This window comes from Streptomyces sp. NPDC048424, assembly GCF_040651555.1.
Classification (GTDB): Bacteria; Actinomycetota; Actinomycetes; order Streptomycetales; family Streptomycetaceae; genus Streptomyces.
Genome location: NZ_JBEZKE010000015.1, coordinates 53,781 through 72,691 on the forward strand (window position 1 = coordinate 53,781; position 18,911 = coordinate 72,691).

Here is an 18,911-nt window from a genome sequence, read left to right on the forward strand (position 1 = left end):
AAGGGCACTTGTCCACAGCCGTTTGGGCGGGTTTTGACGGCAAATGCATGATCCGCCCTGTGGACTACCGGCCAGGCTCCGCCCGGCGCGCCAGATCGTTCATGGTCCGGGCCTGGAGCTCCCGCTCCGTCGCGGCCCGGACGAACTCCGCCACGTGGTCGGGGCCCACCAGGTCCTGCACCGCCCGTACCGTCCCGGCCGGCAGCGCCACCGGTGAGGGCCCCGACGGCTGGGGCGTGCCCGCCGTCCCCAGGTGCCGCTGCAGATGCCGGGTCGCGAAGAGCCGCATCGCCCGCGCCAGCTCCGCGTCCACGGTCTGCTGGGCGAGCGGGCGCAGCCGCCGGACCATCGTCGCCGCCTCCGCCGCGTCCGCGTCCGTGGGCGGCACCTGCCCGAGGTAGCGCGCGAAGACGTGCTCGGTGGTGAACTCCAGGAACCGCGAGGCGATGTGCTCCACCTGCCCGCGCAGTTCCCGCAGGTGTCCGGTGATCGCCGGCAGCGGCACCCCGGCCGCGTACAGCTCGGCGGCCACCGCCAGTTCCTGCGGGGAGGGCACCAGGAACTGGTCCGGGCGCCCCGGGATCCGCTCCAGGACCCCCAGCTCGCACGCCTCGCCCACCGCCTCGTCGTCCGGCCGGCCGCCGAACCGCTCGTTCAGCTCCTCCCGGCTGATCCGCGCGGCCTCCTCGTCGGTCCACGGCCCGTGCACCTCGGCGACCAGGCCCAGTACGCCGCCCAGGCCGCGTCCCGCGTCCCAGGCCTCCAGCAACTCCTTGATGGAGGCCAGGGTGTAGCCGCGGTCGAGCAGGTCCGCGATCTGGCGCAGCCGCGCCAGATGCGTGTCCCGGTAGACGTTGGAACGGCCGCGCCGCTCCGGCTTCGGCAGCAGCCCGCGGTCCTGGTACGCGCGGATCGTGCGCACCGTCGCCCCGCTGTGGTGCGCCAGATCCTCGATCCGGTACTCGGCTACCGCCTGATCGGACAATCCCGGCTCCCTACGACATCGCGGCTGGGCCGACCGAGCCGCCCGCCGCGGCCCGGGCGGCAGGTGAAGCCGCAAGGTGCTCGACCGCCCTGCGCAGCGAGCCCTCCTGCGAGGGATGGTACGACCGCCGGATGGAGCGGGATATGGCCGTGCCGGGCTCTCTCCACCACGAGCCCCCGCTCACAGCTTCGGCTCCAGCCTCGCGAGGCGCCGCAGGACGCGCGGGGCGTGGCGGGACATCCACAGGGCGCCCTTGGACTCGGGAGTCACCGGTACGACGGCCTCGTTGCGGACCACGGCGCGCAGGATGGCGTCGGCGACCTTCTCCGGCGGGAAGTTGCGCAGCCCGTACAGCCGCGAGGAGCGTTCCTGGCGGCGCTTCTCCTCGGCCTCGTCCACCCCGGCGAAGCGCGAGGTGGCGGTGATGTTGGTGTTGACGATGCCGGGGCAGATCGCGGAGACCCCGATCGACTTCGACGCCAGTTCCGCGCGCAGGCACTCCGACAGCATCAGCACCGCGGCCTTCGAGGTGCTGTAGGCGGGCAGGGTCCTGGAGGGCAGGTAGGCCGCGGCGGAGGCGGTGTTGACGATGTGCCCGCCCTGGCCGCGCTCGGCCATCTGCCTGCCGAAGATCCGGCAGCCGTGGATGACGCCCCACAGATTGACGTCCAGGACCTTCTTCCAGTCCTCGGCCGTCGTGTCGAGGAAGGCTCCGGACAGGCCGATCCCGGCGTTGTTGACCAGGACGTCCACGATGCCGTACTCGGCGGCGACCTTCTCCGCGAGCTTCTCCATCGCCTGCTCGTCGCTGACGTCCACGCACTCGGCCCAGGCCTCGGCGGCGCCCACGAGCCGGGCCATGTCGGCCGTGCGCGCCGCGCCCTCGGCGTCGCGGTCGACGGCCACCACGCGGGCCCCGGCCTCGGCGAACGCGAAGGCGGTGGCCCGGCCGATGCCGCTGGCCGCGCCGGTGACCAGGACCAGCTGGCCGCCGAAGCGGTCGGCGTACCGGCCCGGAGCCTTGAGCTCCGGTGCCCGCGTGGCCGGTTCCTCCCGGGCGGTGACGAACTCGGTGATCCAGGCCGCCAGCTGGTCCGGCCGGGTCCTCGGCACCCAGTGCTTGGCGGGCAGCGTGCGCCGCAGCAGGTCCGGGGCCCAGTGCTCCAGGCCGTCGTAGAGCCGTTCGGACAGGAAGGCGTCCCCGGTCGGGGTGATCAGCTGCACGGGTGCGTGGGCGTACGCGTCGGAGCGCGGCCGGCGCAGCCGCGCCCGCACGTTGTCGCGGTAGAGCCAGGCGCCGTGCGCCGCGTCCGAGGGCAGCGAGGCCGTCGGGTACGAGCCGGCCGGAACCTTCTCGACGCGCTGGAGGATCGACGGCCAGCGCTTGCCGAGCGGCCCGCGCCAGGCGAGCTCCGGGAGCACCGGGGTGTGCAGCATGTAGACGTACCAGGACTTGGCGCCCTGGCCGAGCAGCTGCGCGGCCGCGCGCGGGGTCGGCCGCGTCATCCGCTTCTTGATCCAGTGCCCGAAGTGGTCGAGGGAGGGACCGGACATCGAGGTGAAGGAGGCGATGCGGCCTTCGGTGCGGCCGACCGTCGCGAACTCCCAGCCCTGTACGGAGCCCCAGTCGTGGCCGACCAGGTGCACCGGCCGGTCCGGGCTGACCGCGTCCGCCACGGCCAGGAAGTCGTCGGTCAGCTTCTCCAGGGTGAAACCGCCGCGCAGCGGCTGCGGCGCGGTGGAGCGCCCGTGGCCGCGTACGTCGTAGAGCACCACGTGGAAGCGGGCGGCGAGCCGCTCGGCGACCTCCGACCAGACCTCCTTGCTGTCCGGGTAACCGTGCACCAGCAGCACGGTCGGGCGGTCCGCCTCGCCGAGCTCGACGACGCACAGCTCGACCCCTCCGGTGCTCACCCAGCGCTCGCGCGCACCCGCCGGCCCCGCCACTCCTGCTCCGCTCATGCCGCTCATGCTGCCTTCTCCTCGGCCCAGCGCCGCACGTGCGGCAGGTCGTCGTCCAGCCAGAACGCGCTCTCCTCGGGATCCCGGGAGTCGGTGACGACCAGGATCTCCTCGAACTTCGCGCCGGTGCCCCGGAAGCCCAGGTGCGGCTCCACCGCCCACAGTCCGGGCTGTGGCGGGTGGTCGGAGAAGTGGTACGGACTCCACAGCGGGGACCAGCCCTCGCGATGCCCGTGCAGGGCGTCACCGGCCAGCCCCTTGAGGGACTGGGTGCCGAACCCGAAGGCGGTCGGGGACCAGCGCCGCTCCTTGACCCGGTCGATCTTGTGCGCGATCACGCCGAAGGGATAGGCCCGGTGCCGGTTGGCGTACCCCTGCCGGGTCATCAGCCGCTCGACGTTCTCGTAGATCTCGCGCAGCGAGCGGCGCTCGCGCACCTGCTCCAGGATCAGTACGCGGTGGGCCTGGAGGTCGGACATCAGCCGGTCCTGCACCGGATTCAGTCCGAGGCTGCCCGAATACCCGATGTCGGCCGCGTAGCCCTTGAAGACCGGCGCCATGTCGAGGATGAACGGCATCCCCGGCTCCAGCTTCCGGTTGGTCGGGAAGAACTGCAGCGGGATCTTGAAGTTCGCGAACGCAGTGCGGTCCCCGAACCAGGCGAAGGGGAGGTGGAACCAGTCCCGTACGCCACGGTCGCGCAGCCACTGGCGCTGCATGCGCGCCGCCTCGCGCTCGGTCACGCCGGGCCGCAGCTGGGCCGCGACTGCCTCGGCGCACTCGTACGAGAGGCGCTGCACCTCTCTGAACCCGCCCAGATCGGCGGAGAGTCGTCCGGAGAGTCGCGCGGTGCGTTGCTTGGTGTCCCCAGCCATGTCAGCCCGTCCATCCGTCTAGCCGTACGCGCCCGTAACTTGACACTGATGAATGTGACAATGACCGGAGATCACGTCAAGGGTCGTGCACAGACCTGTGGATAAAGTTGTCCGGTCCACATCAGCCTCCAGTACGGGTGCGTACGCCTCAAGGCGGATACGGGATCCCACTCAAGGTCTGACGCTTCGCGAGAGCTCCGCCACTAACGTCGAGCTCGTGACTGTCATCGCGACCGAAAGCCTGAGCAAGCGGTACCCCCGAGTGACCGCCCTCGACCGGCTCTCCCTGGACATCGGGCCTGGTGTGACCGGCCTCGTGGGTGCCAACGGAGCCGGCAAGTCCACGCTGATCAAAATTCTGCTGGGACTGTCCCCCGCCACCGAGGGCAGCGCCGCCGTGCTCGGCCTCGACGTCAAAACGCATGGCAGTGCCATCCGTGAACGCGTCGGGTACATGCCCGAGCACGACTGCCTGCCACCCGACGTCTCGGCCACCGAGTTCGTCGTCCACATGGCGCGCATGTCCGGGCTGCCGCCGACCGCGGCCCGCGAGCGCACCGCCGACACCCTGCGCCACGTCGGGCTGTACGAGGAGCGCTACCGCCCCATCGGCGGCTACTCCACCGGCATGAAGCAGCGCGTCAAGCTCGCCCAGGCACTCGTCCACGACCCCCAGCTGGTGCTCCTCGACGAGCCGACCAACGGCCTGGACCCGGTCGGCCGTGACGAGATGCTCGGCCTGATCCGCCGCGTCTACACGGACTTCGGCATCTCCGTCCTGGTCACGTCCCACCTCCTCGGAGAGCTGGAGCGGACCTGCGACCACGTGGTGGTCGTCGACGGCGGCAAGTTGCTGCGCTCCAGCTCCACCAGCGACTTCACCCAGATCACCACGACCCTCGCGGTCGAGGTCACCGACTCCGACACCCACCCGGACGGCACCGCGGCCCTGCGCAAGGCGCTCGCCGAGGCGGGCGTCGTCCTGCACGAGGGCAGCGAGCAGGGCCTGCCCGGCGCCGGCCACATCCTCCTCGTCGAGGCCTCCGGCGAGGACACCTACGACACCGTCCGCGACACGGTCGCCGATCTCGGTATCGGCCTGGTCCGCATGGAGCAGCGCCGCCACCACATCGCGGAGGTCTTCCGCGACAGCGATCAGCCCGCGCACTCCGTCCAGCAGAAGGGAGCCGGTTCCGATGGCGCCTGAGACCTCGACCCAGATCCACAACATCGGCTACCGGTCCTACGACGGCCCCCGGCTCGGCCGTGCCTACGCCCGCAAGTCGCTGTTCTCGCAGTCCCTGCGCGGCGCCTACGGACTCGGCCGCTCGGCCAAGTCCAAGGTCCTGCCGATGATCCTCTTCGCGGTGATGTGCGTCCCCGCGCTGATCATCGTCGCGGTCGCCATCGCGGTGCCCGGCTCCACCGACCTGCCGATCAAGTACACGACGTACGCCCTGACCACCCAGGTGATCATCGGCCTCTTCCTCGCGTCCCAGGCACCGCAGTCCGTCTCCCGGGACCTGCGCTTCAAGACGGTGCCGCTCTACTTCTCGCGGCCCATCGAACGCGTCGACTACGTCGTGGCCAAGTACGCGGCCATGGCCTCGGCCCTGTTCATCCTCACCGCGACCCCGCTGCTGATCATGTGGATCGGCTCGCTCCTGGCGAAGTTCGACTTCGCCCACCAGACCAAGGGATTCGGGCAGGGACTCGTGTCGGTTCTGCTGCTGTCGCTGCTCTTCGCCGGCCTCGGCCTGGTCATGGCCGCGCTCACCCCGCGCCGCGGGTTCGGCGTCGCCGCGATCATCGCGGTGCTCCTGATCCCGTTCGGCGCGGTGACCGCGGTCCAGGGGATCGCCTACAGCACCGGGAACGCCGGGGCCATCGAGTGGATGGGCCTGTTCTCCCCGATCACCCTCATCGACGGCGTACAGACCGCGTTCCTCAACGCGACCTCCGCCTTCCCCGGCGGCGAGGGACCCTCGGCCGGTGTCGGTGCCGTCTACCTGCTCGTCGCCCTCGGCCTCATCGCCGGCTCCTACGCCGCCCTGATGGCCCGCTACCGGAAGGCCGGGCTGTGACCACCATCGACATCGACCACACCTCCCGCTGGTTCGGGAACGTCGTCGCCGTCAACGACGTGACCATGAGCATCGGACCCGGTGTCACCGGGCTCCTGGGGCCCAACGGCGCGGGGAAGTCCACCCTCATCAACATGATGGGCGGCTTCCTCGCCCCCTCCACGGGCACCGTCACCCTCGACGGAGCGCCGATCTGGCAGAACGAGCAGGTCTACAAGCAGATCGGCGTCGTGCCCGAGCGCGAGGCGATGTACGACTTCCTCACCGGCCGGGAGTTCGTCGTCGCCAACGCCGAGCTGCACGGCCTCGACGACGCGGATGCCCAGCGGGCCCTCGCCACCGTCGAGATGGAGTACGCACAGGACCGCAAGATCTCCACCTACTCCAAGGGCATGCGCCAGCGCGTGAAGATGGCGTCCGCCCTCGTCCACAACCCGTCCGTGCTGCTCCTGGACGAGCCGTTCAACGGGATGGACCCGCGCCAGCGCATGCAGCTGATGGACCTGCTGCGACGCATGGGCGACGAGGGACGCACCGTCCTGTTCTCCTCCCACATCCTGGAGGAGGTCGAGCAGCTCGCCTCGCACATCGAGGTGGTCGTCGCCGGCCGGCACGCCGCCTCCGGTGACTTCCGCAAGATCCGCCGCCTGATGACGGACCGCCCGCACCGCTATCTCGTCCGGTCCTCCGATGACAGGGCCCTTGCCGCGGCCCTGATCGCCGACCCCTCCACGGCCGGTATCGAGGTCGATCTGAAGGAGGGCGCGCTGCGCATCCAGGCCGTCGACTTCGGCCGCTTCACGGAGCTGCTGCCCCGTGTGGCCCGCGCGCACGACATCCGGCTGATGACGGTCTCGCCCTCCGACGAGTCCCTCGAGTCGGTCTTCTCCTACCTCGTCTCGGCCTGAAAGGAGCTGGCACCCATGTACGACCCCACCGTTGCCCGGCTCACCTACCGGGCCCTGCTCGGTAGGCGGCGCGCACTGATCCTCTTCGCGCTGCCCGCCCTGCTGATCGTCATCGCCCTTGCCGTCCGCGCCTTCGCCGGTGTGGACGACAAGGTTGCCGCGGACCTCCTCGGCGGCTTCGCCCTCGCCACCATGGTTCCGCTGATCGGCGTCATCGCCGGCACCGGCGCCATCGGCCCGGAGATCGACGACGGCTCCATCGTCTACCTGCTCTCCAAGCCGCTGAAGCGCCCGACGATCATCATGACCAAGCTGATCGTGGCGATCGCCGTCACCATGGCCTTCTCCGCGATCCCCACCCTGATCGCCGGGTTCATCCTCAACGGCAACGGCCAGCAGATCGCCGTCGCCTACACGATCGCCGCCCTCGTGGCCTCGATCGCCTACAGCGCGCTGTTCCTGCTGCTCGGCACGGTCAGCCGGCACGCGGTCGTCTTCGGTCTGGTCTACGCCCTGATCTGGGAGTCGCTCTTCGGCAGCCTGGTCTCCGGCGCCAAGACCCTCAGCGTCCAGCAGTGGGCCCTGGCCCTTGCCGAGAAGGTCGCCGGTGACGGGTACGTCGACGCCACCGTGGGCCTTCCCACCGCCGCGGTCCTGCTTTCCGTGGTCACCGTCGGCGCCACCGTCTACGCGGGCCAGAAGCTGCGCCGCCTCACCCTGGCGGGCGAGGAGTAAGTCCCGCCGCGGCACCTGCGAAACAGTGCCCCGCCCGGCCCACCGGCCAGGCGGGGCACAGCTTTGCGGGTCATCATCGGTGCATGATCGAGCACAGCGAGCCGGAGCCGTCCAGGCCCCTGCGGTCCTGGATACGCTCCTCGCCCGGGACGCACATCTGGCTGCTGATCATCGCCGTCACCAGCATCGTCGTCGTCATCGCGCCCGACCGGGTCGAGCACGTCCTGCTCCACCGCAACAGCAGCAACATCCACCAGCTCGTCCAACACCCCGTACGGGCGCTCCTCAGCAGCGCGTTCTGGATCGAGAACCCGGCCTCGCTCGCCCTCTACGCCGTCCTCTTCGAGCTGTTCTACGCCCCCGTCGAACGCTGGCTCGGCACGCAGCGCTGGCTCCTGATCGTGGCGAGCGCCCACATCATCGCCACCCTGGTCAGCCAGCGGGTCCTGCTGATGGCCATCGAGGACCACCGAGCCCCGCGCAGCATGACCCATGTCGTCGACATCGGCGTCAGCTACGGGCTGGCGGCCGCCGTCGGTGTCCTCACCTACCGGCTCCCCAGCCCCTGGCGGTGGTTCTACCTGGCCGGCGCGGTCGCCTTCTTCGGGCTCCCCCTCGCCACCGGCGGTACCTTCACCGATCTCGGCCACGCCATCGCGCTCTCCGTCGGCCTGCTCGCCTGGCCGCTCACCCGCCACGATGTTTCACGTGAAACACGACCCCGTTTCACGTGAAACGTCAGGAGTCGGCCCCCGTCTTCGCCACGCCGTGCTCCCACGCCCACGCGGCGATCCCCACCCGGTTCCTGGCCCCGATCTTGGCCTGGACGTTCGCGATGTGCGTCTTGGCCGTCCCCGCGCTGATGAACAGCTCCGCGCCGATCTCGGCGTTGGTCAGCCCCCGCGCCACCAGGCGCACGATGTCCAGTTCCCGCTCCGTCAGCGGATGCGGCGCGCGGCCGGCTACCGGTCCCGCCTCCGTGAGCCGGCTCAGCAGCCGCACCGTGATCTGCGGACTGATGAGCGTGTCCCCGGCCATCGCCGCCCGCACCCCCTCGATCAGCAGCGTCGGCCCGGACCGCTTGAGCAGGAATCCGCAGGCCCCGTTGCGCAGTGCGGTGTGCACGTACTCGTCCAGGTCGAAGGTGGTCACCACGATCACCCGGGTCTCGGGCGCCAGCAGCCGGGTCACCTCCAGCCCGTCCAGCCGTGGCATCCGGATGTCCGCCAGCACCACGTCCGGCCGCAGCTCCCGGGCCAGCGCCACCGCGCGCTCCCCGTCCGCTGCCTCCCCCACGACGGTCATGTCCGGCTGTGAATCCAGGATCAGCCGGAATCCGCTGCGAATGTCCTCTTGGTCATCGGCTATCAGGATGCGTGTGGTCACACCGCCATGATCACCCGAGGGGGTGCTCCTCCGCCGGGAAGACCGCGCAAACCCGCCACCCGCCGTCCGCGTCCGCTCCGGCGCGCAGCTTCCCGCCCGCCGCCTCCACCCGCCCGCGCAGACCGGCCAGTCCGGTACCGCTGCGCCTCCGGCGGGCCAGTAGCCCGCCCGCGCCCCGGCGCGCCGCGGAATTGACCACGCTGAGCTCTATGCCGGCCCCGGTCCGGCGGACGGCGACCCGCACCTCGGCCGCTCCGGGCGCGTGCCGGCGTACGTTCGTCAGCGCCTCGACGGCCACCCGGTACGCCGTGGTGTCCGCCTCGCGCGACAGTCCCCGTACGGCCTGCGGGTCGGCGTCCAGCGCTCCGCCCTCGAACCGCTCCACCAGCTCCGGCAGTCGGTCCAGGCCCGGAACCGGGGTCGTCGGCCCGCCCGCGGCCTCCTGCAGCGCGTGGACCGTCCGGTCCATGGAGGCCAGCGCGCTCAGCCCCGCCGTCTCGATCCGCTCCAGCGCACGGACGGCGTGGCCGGGGTCCTGCGCCGCCACGAACCGGGCCGCCTGGGCCTGCACCACGATGGCGCTCACGTCGTGGGCCACGAAGTCGTGCAGATCCCGGGCCAGTTCCAGCTGCTGGTCGCGCCGCGCGTCCCGGACGGCCTGCCGCACCCGGCCCGCCTGGCGGCGCAGGTAGCCACCGGCCAGCACCGCACCGAGGGCGGGCAGCGCCCAGAACGCCGCCGCTCCACACGCCTCCAGCCACGATCCGCTCTCCCACACCAGGGGAACGGGCCAGAACGCGGCGGCCGCCACGCCCAGGGCGCCCGCGACGACCGCCGGGCGCACCGGGGACCAGCGGCCGACCAGCACCAGCAGGAGAAGCAGAGGACCTTGCCAGACCAGCAGCCACGACGGGGGCACCCGCAGGGCGGCGGCTGCGATGCCGGCCAGTGCGGCCACGGCCAGCAACGGGGCATGCGCGGCACGGAGGTTGACGGTCATGGGCCGACCCTACGACCGCACGCCGCGGGCCGGCCATCTGCCGATCGGCACAGACGCACGGGCCGGCCGGGCCTCGGACCTGCTGATCGGCGGATGGCCGCGAGGGTCCCGGCCGACGAGGCTTGAGTCGTCAACCAGCCCCTCCCGGACAGGACTTGAACGATGGCCGTCAACGCCGCCGCGCACGCTTCGGACACCGCTCCCGGAGTCTCCCCCCAGCTCCGTCGGCTCGCCGGACTCGCCTCGCTGACGGTGCTGCCCAGCTGTGTGTGGCGGCTCGTGGTCGCGGCGGGCGTTCCGATGGGATGGGGCCCGGGCAGCGATCTGCACCACTCGTACTACCCGGGCCGGGAATCCCTGGTCCTGATCTTCGTCAGCGTCCTGCAGGAGTGCCTGGCCCTGTTGAGCCTCGGGCTGGTCCAGCGCTGGGGCGAGGAGCTGCCCCGCTGGATCCCCGCGCTGGGCGGACGCCGGTTCCACCCCCTGGTGGCGGTGGTTCCCGCGGCGCTGGGCGCGATCGCGCTCACCGGCATCACGGTGCTGGGCGCCTCGACCTGGAACGAGGTCAACGCCGCGAATCCCGACGCGCCCACCGGACCCGGCTTGTGGATCTTCAACCTGTCCTACGTGCCCCTGCTGCTCTGGGGTCCGCTGCTGGGCATCCTCACCGTCGCCTACTGGCGGCGCCGCCGGATTCACGGCTGATGCGCGGAAATTCGCTGGTACGCGACTTCCGCCCGGGGCAGAGTGAGTCGTGCGGGGAGCAACAAAAGGTCCGGGACAGCCACTTCGAGCGCGCCTCGCGGCGCGGGCTGTCCCGGACCTCTCGTACGTCCGTAGCGGTTACGCGGCGCCCAGCAGACGCTCCAGCACCACCGCGATGCCGTCCTCCTCGTTGGAGGTCGTCACCTCGTCGGCCACCGCCTTGAGCTCCGCATGGGCATTGGCCATGGCCACCCCGTGCGCGGCCCAGCCGAACATCGGGATGTCGTTGGGCATGTCACCGAAGGCGATCGTCTCCGCCGCCTTCACCCCCAGCCGGCGCGCGGCCAGCGACAGGCCGGTGGCCTTCGTCAGCCCCAGCGGCAGGATCTCCACTATCCCCGGACCGGCCATGACGATGTCGACCAACGAGCCCACGGTCTCCCGGGCGACCTTGACCAGCGCGTCGTCGCCGAGCTCCGGGTGCTGGATGTAGAGCTTGTTCAGCGGAGCCGTCCACACCGCGGCGGTGTCCTCCAGGTAGAGGGCCGGGAGGCCCTCCTGCACCTGGTAACCGGGCCCGAACAGGACCTCGCCGTCCACCCCGTCCCGGCTGGCCGCCAGAGCCAGCGGGCCGACCTCGGCCTCCAGCTTCGACAGGGCGAGACCGGCCAGCTGCCGGTCCAGCGTCACCGAGGTCAGCAGCCGGTGTGCACCCGCGTCGTAGACCTGCGCGCCCTGCCCGCAGACGGCGATCCCCTTGTAGCCGAGATCGTCCAGCACGTGCCGGGTCCAGGGCACGGCACGGCCGGTGACGATGATGTGCGCCGCGCCCGCCGCGGTGGCCGCGACGAGCGCTTCACGGGTACGTTCCGAGACGGTGTCGTCGCCACGCAGCAGCGTGCCGTCGAGATCGGTGGCGACGAGCTTGTACGGGAACGGGGCCGGGCTCACTTGTTGATCGGCTCCAGGACCTCGCGGCCGCCCAGGTAGGGGCGGAGCGCCTGGGGCACCCGCACCGAACCGTCGGCCTGCTGGTGGTTCTCGAGGATCGCGACGATCGTGCGCGGAACGGCGCACAGGGTGCCGTTCAGCGTGGACAGCGGCTGGGTCTTCTTGCCGTCGCGGTAGCGGATCGACAGGCGGCGGGCCTGGAAGCCGTCACAGTTCGAGGCGGAGGTCAGCTCGCGGTACTTGCCCTGGGTCGGGATCCAGGCCTCGCAGTCGAACTTGCGCGAGGCGGAGGCACCCAGGTCGCCGGTGGCGACGTCGATCACCTGGAACGGCAGCTCCAGGCTGGTCAGCCACTGCTTCTCCCATTCCAGGAGCCGCTGGTGCTCGGCCTCGGCCTCCTCCGGCGCGACGTACGAGAACATCTCGACCTTGTCGAACTGGTGGACGCGGAAGATGCCGCGGGTGTCCTTGCCGTACGTACCGGCCTCGCGGCGGAAGCACGGCGAGAAGCCGGCGTACCGCAGCGGCAGCTTCTCGGCGTCGATGATCTCGTCCATGTGGTACGCGGCGAGCGGGACCTCGGAGGTGCCGACCAGGTAGTAGTCGTCCTTCTCCAGGTGGTAGACGTTCTCCGCGGCCTGGCCGAGGAAGCCGGTGCCCTCCATGGCGCGCGGACGGACCAGCGCCGGGGTCAGCATCGGGATGAAGCCGGCCTCGGTGGCCTGTGCGATGGCCGCGTTGACCAGCGCCAGCTCCAGCAGGGCGCCCACACCGGTCAGGTAGTAGAAGCGCGAGCCCGAGACCTTGGCGCCGCGCTCGACGTCGATGGCGCCGAGCGATTCGCCGAGCTCCAGGTGGTCCTTGGGCTCGAATCCCTCGGCGGCGAAGTCGCGGATGGTGCCGTGCGTCTCCAGGACGGTGAAGTCCTCCTCGCCGCCGACCGGGACGTCCTCGTGGACGATGTTGCCGAGCTGCAGGAGCAGCTGCTTGGCGGCCTCGTCGGCCTCGTTCTGCTCGGCCTCCGCGGCCTTGACGTCCTGCTTGAGCTGCTCGGCCTTCTTCAGCAGCTCGGCCCGCTCCTCGGGGGAGGCCTTCGGGATGAGCTTTCCGAGGGACTTCTGCTCATTGCGCAGTTCGTCGAAGCGCATGCCGGATGACCTGCGGCGCTCGTCGGCGGAGAGCAGCGCGTCGACGAGGTCGACGTCCTCTCCACGGGCGCGCTGCGAGGCGCGGACACGGTCAGGGTCTTCACGGAGCAGCCGGAGGTCAATCACCCCTCCAGGCTACCGGGCGGGGCTTCCCGGGATCACATCGATATCACGCTGCGTGTCGCTATGTCCTAATTGCAACGAATGGATAAGTCTTGATCGCTGACCGGAAGTGAACCTTCTCGGACCGTCAATAAAAGCGGCTCCATTCCCCGAAAAGGGGCACAATGCCGGCGGGCGGGCCGTCCCTGAGCAGGGCCGCAGGCCGTTCTTGTCCACAGGAATTGCCGCGGTCCGCAACTTATCCACAGGCTGTGTGCTGCATCTGTGGACACAGGAATAGATCATTCCTGATCGGCGGATGGCCGAGGCGAATCAGGGTTCAAACCACCCTCACACACTCATTCGGGTGGGAATGACTCGCCCCAAAGAGTTGATCGGTGATACGGGGGTGACACCGTTCACCTCCCGCTCTCCAGCGCGAAACCTGGGCCCCCCGACCGATTTGTCGACCTTGTCATGCCGTTCTGTCGACTTGTCCCCAGGTCCCCATCTCGCCCTGTGGATAACTCTGTGGACAGTGGACGGGACGGTGGACGAACCCCTACGCGCGGCCGTCGAGGCAGCGAGTCAGCCAGTCGGAGGCGTCCGTGAAGTCACCGTCGGAGGTTCCGGCGCGCGGTGCCCGGACATCACTCTGAGCGACGCCGGCGCGCGGGTAGGACCCGAGGAAGCGGACCTGGGGACAGGTCCGCTTGAGGCCCATCAGTGCCTCGCTGACCCGTCGGTCCGAGATGTGGCCCTCGGCGTCGACGGCGAAGCAGTAGTTGCCGATGCCCTGTCCCGTTGGACGGGACTGGATCAGCATCAGGTTGACCCCGCGGACCGCGAACTCCTGGAGGAGCTCCAGCAGCGCACCGGGGTGGTCGTCACCCAGCCACAGCACGACGGAGGTCTTGTCGGCGCCGGTCGGCGCGGCGGGCCGCGCGGGGCGTCCCACGAGCACGAACCGGGTCTCGGCGTTCTCCGCGTCGTGGATCTCGGTGACCAGCGGGACGAGCCCGTAGGTGGCAGCGGCGAACTCGCCCGCGAAGGCGGCGTCGAAGCGGCCCTCCTGGACCAGCCGGGCGCCGTCGGCGTTGGAGGCAGCCGATTCCCACACCGCGTCGGGCAGGTTCGCCCGCAGCCAGTTGCGCACCTGCGGCTGGGCGACCGGGTGTCCCGTGACGGTCTTGACGTCCGACAGGGCGGTCCCGGGCCGCACGAGCAGGGCGAAGGCGATGGGCAGCAGCACCTCGCGGTAGATCATCAGCGGTTCGCCCGAGGCCAGCTCGTCGAGGGTGGCGGTGACCCCGCCCTCGACCGAGTTCTCGATCGGGACGAGTGCGGCGGCCGCCTCGCCGTTGCGCACGGCGTCCAGGGCGGCCGGTACCGACACCATCGGGATGAGCTCCCGGGTCGCGGCTTCCGGCAGGGTGCGCAGGGCGGCCTCGGTGAAAGTGCCCTCGGGACCGAGATACGTGAAGCGGGTGGCTGACATGCGATCAGCGTAATGCCGGGGCCGCGCCCACCGGGGTCCTGTTCATCCTTCGAGCAGGCGCTGCCCCACGTATTCGCCGCTGCGGGGGCCGGGCGGAACCGCGTACAGACCGCTGGACTCGTGCCGGATGAACTCCGACAGGGCGTCCCCGCGGTCCAGCTTGCGCTGGACGGGCACGAACCCGCGCAGCGGATCGGCCTGCCAGCAGACGAAGAGCAGTCCGGCGTCCGGGGCGCCGTCGGGGCCGATCCCGTCGTGGAAGGAGAAGGGACGCCGCAGCATGGCCGCCCCGCCGTTCTGCGCGGGGGCGGAGATCCGGGCGTGCGCGTTGGACGGGATCACCGGCTTGCCGTCCGAGCCGATCTTGTCGAGCGCCATCTCGGTGGTCTCCGTGCCGCCGGTCAGCGGCGCGCCGGTGGCCTTGGTACGGCCTATGACCTGCTCCTGCTGGGCGAGCGACTGCTTGTCCCAGTCGTCGAGCAGCATGCGGATGCGCCGTACGACGGCGTACGAGCCCCCGGCCATCCAGGCGTGCTCAGCCGGTCCCGGGCCCGCCGCGGGGACGAAGATCCGCTTGTCGAAGTCGGGCTGCGAGGGCTTCGGGTTGCCGGTGCCGTCGATCTGACCCATGAGGTTCCGGGCGGTCATCGGGGTGCCGGTGGCTCCGGGGGACCGGTTGAAGCCGTTCATCTGCCAGCGCACGCGTGCGGCGTCCCCCGCGTCCTTCTGCAGGGCGCGCAGGGCGTGGAAGGCGACGAGTCCGTCGTTCGCGCCGATCTGGACCCACAGGTCGCCGTTGCTGCGCTGGGCGTCGAGCCGGTCGGAGGAGAAATCCGGCAGCGGATCGAGGGCGGCGGGGCGGCGGGCGGCGAGGCCGGTGCGCTCGAAGAAGGAGTGGCCGAAGCCGAAGGTGACGGTGAGGGAGGACGGGCCGGCATCCAGGGCGATACCGCTGTCGGAGGTCGCGGCGGGCTCGCCCGCCATGAGCCGCCGTGCGGTGTCCGACCAGCGCCGCAGCAGTGCGGAGGCCTCGGTCCGGCCCGCCCCGGCGGTGAGGTCGAAGGCGATGAGGTGCCCCTTGGCCTGCAGGGGCGTGATGATGCCGGCCTGGTGGTCTCCCTGGAAGGCCACCTTGGTGGCGCCGACGGAGGACAGGCTTCCGGCGGTGCTCGGGGCAGGGGTGCCCGGGGCGGAGCCGCTCCCGGAGTCGGCGAGCGCGGAGTGCGCGAGGGCACCGCCGGCGGCGCCGAGCGCGAGTCCGGCGGCGCCCGCGGCGCCGACGGTGCCCAGCAGCCGGCGCCGGGAGATCTCGATGTCGGGGTTGCTCTCGGTCACGCTGCTCAGCCGATCTTCACTGTCTTCTGCACGGTGGTCTGGTCGATGTCGGAGGTACGGACGGTCACGTCGATGCGCCATTCGCCGGCGAGCGGCAGCTGTACACCGGACGCGGTCCAGTGCCCGGGGGCGGCCTGTTCGGGGACGAGCGGCAGGGGACCGATGTCCTTGGCCGGGAGGGTGAAGGCGACCTTGATCTCGGGGAGGTCGAAGGGCTTGCCGTCGCTGGAGTCCGCCCAGAGGTGCAGGGTGTTGGCGCCGACCCGGCCCGGGTCGAGCTCGAGTCGGACCGACCCCTTGCCGTTCTGGCCGCCGGTGTCGAATGGCAGGGTGATCTTGATGGCACGGTCGGGGACGGCGGTGGCGCCGGCACTGCCGCGGCCGGCCTCCTGCTCCACGGTGCGCCCGGGCTCGGTGCTGGTGAGCACCGTGGTGACGGCGAGCAGGATCACGGCGATGCCCGCTTCGGCGAGGACGGAGCGGCGCAGGCCGGCACGGTTGGGATCCGCGTCACGGACCTGCTTCTCTCGCGCGCTCTCACGGGCGGCGCGCTGCCGGGCGAGCTGGGCGGCGCGCTCCGGGTCCGCCGGGACCGTGACGGGCTCTGTTTCACGTGAAACATCGGAGCCGTCCACGTCGTCGGAGCCTGTTTCACGTGAAACATCGTCCGGCTTGGCCACCTCCGCAGGGGCGGCCTCGGTCGCCTCGGGGGCATCGGCGAGCCGTGCGGTCCACTTCCGGGACAGATAGGCGATGCCGAGGAGGACGGCGACCAGTCCGACCTTCACGAGCAACAGCTGTCCGTAGTCGGTGCCGGTGAGGGCGGACCAGCTGCCGAGCTGGCGCCAGGACTGGTAGACGCCGGTGACGGCGAGGACCAGGACGCTGACGAAGGCGACCGTGGAGAAACGCCGGACGGCCGCGCGCTCCATGCCCGGGACCTTGTGGAGCGCGACGAGCAACGCGGCGAGACCACCCAGCCAGGTGGCAACGGCCAGCAGGTGCAGGATGTCGGCCGGCATGGCGATACCGGGCTGGATCCCGGTGGAGGCGTGCTCAGAGAGGGCCCAGGTGGCGGCGATGCCGCCGGCGACGACGGCGCCGCCGATGGCCAGGCCGAAGGTGAGGTCGTTGGTGGCCCTGGCCTCCGCGTCCGCCTCCTTGTGCGCCTCTTCTTCGTGCCCCTCCGACGCGTGCCCCTCAGACGAGAGCGCCTCCTCCTCGGGGCCGGCACCCTGCACCCGGCGTGCGTAGACGCCGAAGAGGACCGCGACGAACAGGGCGGCGGCGCCCAGTAGGAGGAGCCGGGAGACGAGCGAGGCGCCGGTCTTGGTCTCCAGGACGGCCCGGAGCCCGTCGAGGTCGAATGCGTCGGCGAACTTCCCGGAGCCCGTGTACGGCGTGCGGAGCACCAGCATCACGAGGGTGGCCGTGGTCAGGGTGACCCAGGCGCGCACGACGAGCTTCTGGAGCGGCCGTTCGGCGGCGCCCCGGCGCCAGCACAGCAGGATGAAGGCGGCGCCGCCCACGAGGACGGTGAAGCCGGCGTAGGCGGCGTACCGGGCGATCCCGTACGCGATGCCGACGGGGCCGCCGCCCGCCTGCGCGGTGGGCAGGGTGACATCGGTGGCCGAAGGCGCGCCGATGGAGAAGGTGAAGGCGCCGGAGATCGGATGGCTGTCGGCCGAGACGGCCTGCCAGGCGACGGTGTAGGTGCCGTCGGGCAGGCCGGTGTGCAGGGCGGTGCCGTAGCGGACGGTGTTCCCGCTGCACATGTCGCGCAGCTCACCGGTGTCCACCCGCCGGCCCTGGGGGTCGAGGACGCGGATGGAGTCGTCGCCCAGTGCGACCTGCTCCGAGAAGGAGAGCGTGACCTGGGCGGGTGCCGTGGCGACCACCGCCCCGTCCTTGGGGTCGCTCGCGGTGAGTGCGGCGTGCGCCGTGGCCGGTGAGGCCGCGGTGAACAGGGTTGCCAGCAGGGCTGCGAGGACCAGCGCGAGCCGTGGCAGCAGTGCCGTGGCACGGGTGCGGGCCGCGGAGGGGGCGGGGGCGGTGGCCGTCATGGCGTGTCAGTTCCTCGGTCCGTCAGTGGGCTTTGCCAGCCGTGGATTTCGGAGTCTGCGCGTCGTACGTCCGTTCCTTCACGTCCAGCTCGACCTTGACGGGGCCGGCCTTCTCGAAGCGGAGCTCGACGGTGACCTTGTCCCCGACGTTCGGCGTGTTCTTGAGCCCCATGAACATGATGTGGCTGCCGCCGCGCTCCAGCCGGAGCTCGCCGTTCGCCGGCACGTCCATCGCCTGGACCTGCTGCATCTTCTGGTCCTTGGTCTCGTGGATCTGCAGATCGTCGGAGAGCGGGGAGGTGACGCCGGTGAGCTTGTCGGCGGTCTCGGTGTTGTTCTTGATGACCATGAAGGCGCCGGCCATCTTGTCGTTCACGGGCTGGGGCATGAACGCGCCGCTGACCGCCACCTTCGGCTCGCTGTCGCCGGAGCAGCCGGACAGGGCGAGGGCCGCCGTCAGGGAGAGGGCGGCGGCGAGGGTGCGGGTGGTGCGGGCGTTCACGGGGTCTCTCCCTTGATGAGCTTCGGCAGGTCCTTGGTGTAGTCGTCGACGGTGGTGCCCTCGCCGTAGAGGACGTAGCCCTCGTCGGTCTTGGGCGAGAACGCGATGACCTGGGCGCCGTGCATGGAGACGACGTTGCCGTTGGCGTCCTTCGTGGCGGCCTCGATACCGATGCCGAGCGTGCGCGCCGCGGCCTGGATGGCGGCGAAGTCCCCGGTGAGTCCGATGAAGGACGGGTCCTGCATCTTGAGCCACGAGCCGACGGACTCGGGAGTGTCCCGTTCGGGGTCGGTGGTGACGAAGACGACCTGGAGGTTGTCCTGGTCGGCCTGGGGGAGTGCCTTCTTGGCCACGGCGATGTTGCTCATCGTCAGGGGGCACACGTCGGGGCAGTGGGTGTAGCCGAAGTAGATCAGCGTCGGCTTGCCCTTGGTCTGCTCCCGCAGGTTCCACGGCTTGCCGGTGGTGTCCGTGAGGACGAGCTCCGGCTTGTTGAAGGGGCGGTCCAGGACGGTCGCGGCCTTGGCGTTGTTCTGACCGCCGGCGATCTGGGTGACCGAGCCGGGCTTGGCGGGCTCACCGCCGCAGGCGGTGAGGGTGAGCGCGGCCGCTGCGAGGAGAGCGGCGGCCGTCACACGTGTGGTGCGCATGGAGAGGAGTCCCTGGGATCGG

General features: G+C 70.9%; 18 protein-coding genes. 6 read left to right on the plus strand and 12 right to left on the minus strand.

Going from position 1 to position 18,911, the window contains the following annotated elements; translation table 11 throughout:
* Nucleotides 1-64: 64 nt before the first annotated feature.
* From AB0D29_RS21960 to AB0D29_RS21970, 3 genes are all read right to left on the minus strand, one after another.
* Nucleotides 65-985 (minus strand): MerR family transcriptional regulator, encoded by a 921-nt coding sequence (locus tag AB0D29_RS21960; protein WP_362856424.1) that lies wholly within the window; start codon nt 983-985, stop codon nt 65-67.
* A 180-nt stretch (nt 986-1,165) separates the two neighbouring features.
* Entirely contained in the window at nt 1,166-2,947 is a 1,782-nt protein-coding gene (locus AB0D29_RS21965) for an SDR family oxidoreductase (protein WP_362856425.1), read from the minus strand.
* A gap of 5 nt (nt 2,948-2,952) precedes the next feature.
* Nucleotides 2,953-3,822 carry a M24 family metallopeptidase gene (locus AB0D29_RS21970; RefSeq protein ID WP_319725750.1) on the minus strand — a complete coding sequence of 290 codons (870 nt, stop codon included), beginning with the start codon at nt 3,820-3,822 and terminating at the stop codon, nt 2,953-2,955.
* Nucleotides 3,823-4,039: 217 nt separating this feature from the next.
* Here AB0D29_RS21970 and AB0D29_RS21975 point away from each other — a divergent pair, with 217 nt between their 5' ends.
* The 5 genes from AB0D29_RS21975 to AB0D29_RS21995 all read left to right on the plus strand — a co-directional run bounded on the left by AB0D29_RS21975 (nt 4,040) and on the right by AB0D29_RS21995 (nt 8,283).
* Complete coding sequence (locus AB0D29_RS21975; RefSeq protein WP_351287961.1) at nt 4,040-5,029, plus strand: ABC transporter ATP-binding protein; 990 nt, start codon at nt 4,040-4,042, stop codon at nt 5,027-5,029.
* On the plus strand, nt 5,019-5,906 hold the full coding sequence (locus AB0D29_RS21980; protein ID WP_362856427.1) for an ABC transporter permease: 888 nt from the start codon (nt 5,019-5,021) through the stop codon (nt 5,904-5,906). Before AB0D29_RS21975 ends, AB0D29_RS21980 begins: the two co-directional genes overlap by 11 nt.
* Complete coding sequence (locus AB0D29_RS21985) at nt 5,903-6,814, plus strand: ABC transporter ATP-binding protein (RefSeq protein WP_351287955.1); 912 nt, start codon at nt 5,903-5,905, stop codon at nt 6,812-6,814. The genes AB0D29_RS21980 and AB0D29_RS21985 overlap by 4 nt, the downstream gene beginning before the upstream one ends.
* A 15-nt stretch (nt 6,815-6,829) precedes the next feature.
* A complete protein-coding gene (locus AB0D29_RS21990; protein WP_030707808.1) occupies nt 6,830-7,549 on the plus strand; it encodes an ABC transporter permease subunit in 720 nt (239 codons plus the stop codon).
* Between the two features lie 83 nt (nt 7,550-7,632).
* Nucleotides 7,633-8,283, plus strand: a complete 651-nt coding sequence (locus tag AB0D29_RS21995) for a rhomboid-like protein (RefSeq protein ID WP_362856429.1) — start codon at nt 7,633-7,635, stop codon at nt 8,281-8,283.
* A gap of 4 nt (nt 8,284-8,287) precedes the next feature.
* On the opposite strand, the gene AB0D29_RS22000 is transcribed toward AB0D29_RS21995, so the two are convergent.
* A complete protein-coding gene (locus AB0D29_RS22000; RefSeq protein ID WP_362856431.1) occupies nt 8,288-8,935 on the minus strand; it encodes a response regulator transcription factor in 648 nt (215 codons plus the stop codon).
* A gap of 10 nt (nt 8,936-8,945) precedes the next feature.
* On the minus strand, nt 8,946-9,935 hold the full coding sequence (locus AB0D29_RS22005; protein ID WP_362856433.1) for a histidine kinase: 990 nt from the start codon (nt 9,933-9,935) through the stop codon (nt 8,946-8,948).
* Between the two features lie 162 nt (nt 9,936-10,097).
* Between AB0D29_RS22005 and AB0D29_RS22010 the strand changes: the two genes are divergently transcribed.
* On the plus strand, nt 10,098-10,640 hold the full coding sequence (locus AB0D29_RS22010) for a hypothetical protein (protein WP_362856435.1): 543 nt from the start codon (nt 10,098-10,100) through the stop codon (nt 10,638-10,640).
* Between the two features lie 138 nt (nt 10,641-10,778).
* On the opposite strand, the gene AB0D29_RS22015 is transcribed toward AB0D29_RS22010, so the two are convergent.
* From AB0D29_RS22015 to AB0D29_RS22045, 7 genes are all read right to left on the minus strand, one after another.
* Complete coding sequence (locus AB0D29_RS22015; RefSeq protein WP_362856437.1) at nt 10,779-11,591, minus strand: HAD family hydrolase; 813 nt, start codon at nt 11,589-11,591, stop codon at nt 10,779-10,781.
* Entirely contained in the window at nt 11,588-12,865 is a 1,278-nt protein-coding gene (serS, locus tag AB0D29_RS22020) for a serine--tRNA ligase (RefSeq protein ID WP_030707814.1), read from the minus strand. The genes AB0D29_RS22015 and serS overlap by 4 nt, the downstream gene beginning before the upstream one ends.
* Nucleotides 12,866-13,403: 538 nt before the next feature.
* Nucleotides 13,404-14,339 carry a prephenate dehydratase gene (gene pheA, locus AB0D29_RS22025; RefSeq protein ID WP_351287936.1) on the minus strand — a complete coding sequence of 312 codons (936 nt, stop codon included), beginning with the start codon at nt 14,337-14,339 and terminating at the stop codon, nt 13,404-13,406.
* Nucleotides 14,340-14,381: 42 nt separating this feature from the next.
* A complete protein-coding gene (gene efeB / locus AB0D29_RS22030; protein WP_362856439.1) occupies nt 14,382-15,674 on the minus strand; it encodes an iron uptake transporter deferrochelatase/peroxidase subunit in 1,293 nt (430 codons plus the stop codon).
* Nucleotides 15,675-15,679: 5 nt separating this feature from the next.
* Nucleotides 15,680-17,737 carry a copper resistance protein CopC gene (locus tag AB0D29_RS22035; RefSeq protein WP_362856440.1) on the minus strand — a complete coding sequence of 686 codons (2,058 nt, stop codon included), beginning with the start codon at nt 17,735-17,737 and terminating at the stop codon, nt 15,680-15,682.
* 22 nt (nt 17,738-17,759) lie between these two features.
* On the minus strand, nt 17,760-18,239 hold the full coding sequence (locus AB0D29_RS22040; protein ID WP_362856442.1) for a copper chaperone PCu(A)C: 480 nt from the start codon (nt 18,237-18,239) through the stop codon (nt 17,760-17,762).
* Entirely contained in the window at nt 18,236-18,889 is a 654-nt protein-coding gene (locus AB0D29_RS22045; RefSeq protein ID WP_362856443.1) for an SCO family protein, read from the minus strand. Before AB0D29_RS22045 ends, AB0D29_RS22040 begins: the two co-directional genes overlap by 4 nt.
* Nucleotides 18,890-18,911 lie beyond the last annotated feature (22 nt).

What these genes read in the sequence shown, in the direction of transcription:
- AB0D29_RS22035 (WP_362856440.1), bottom strand. Translation starts at nt 17,737, where the DNA reads ATGACGGCCACCGCCCCCGCCCCCTCCGCGGCCCGCACCCGTGCCACG.
- AB0D29_RS21995 (WP_362856429.1), top strand. Translation starts at nt 7,633, where the DNA reads ATGATCGAGCACAGCGAGCCGGAGCCGTCCAGGCCCCTGCGGTCCTGG.
- AB0D29_RS21965 (WP_362856425.1), bottom strand. Translation starts at nt 2,947, where the DNA reads ATGAGCGGAGCAGGAGTGGCGGGGCCGGCGGGTGCGCGCGAGCGCTGG.
- AB0D29_RS22010 (WP_362856435.1), top strand. Translation starts at nt 10,098, where the DNA reads ATGGCCGTCAACGCCGCCGCGCACGCTTCGGACACCGCTCCCGGAGTC.
- AB0D29_RS22045 (WP_362856443.1), bottom strand. Translation starts at nt 18,889, where the DNA reads ATGCGCACCACACGTGTGACGGCCGCCGCTCTCCTCGCAGCGGCCGCG.
- AB0D29_RS21970 (WP_319725750.1), bottom strand. Translation starts at nt 3,822, where the DNA reads ATGGCTGGGGACACCAAGCAACGCACCGCGCGACTCTCCGGACGACTC.
- pheA (WP_351287936.1), bottom strand. Translation starts at nt 14,339, where the DNA reads ATGTCAGCCACCCGCTTCACGTATCTCGGTCCCGAGGGCACTTTCACC.
- AB0D29_RS22005 (WP_362856433.1), bottom strand. Translation starts at nt 9,935, where the DNA reads ATGACCGTCAACCTCCGTGCCGCGCATGCCCCGTTGCTGGCCGTGGCC.
- AB0D29_RS21990 (WP_030707808.1), top strand. Translation starts at nt 6,830, where the DNA reads ATGTACGACCCCACCGTTGCCCGGCTCACCTACCGGGCCCTGCTCGGT.
- AB0D29_RS21980 (WP_362856427.1), top strand. Translation starts at nt 5,019, where the DNA reads ATGGCGCCTGAGACCTCGACCCAGATCCACAACATCGGCTACCGGTCC.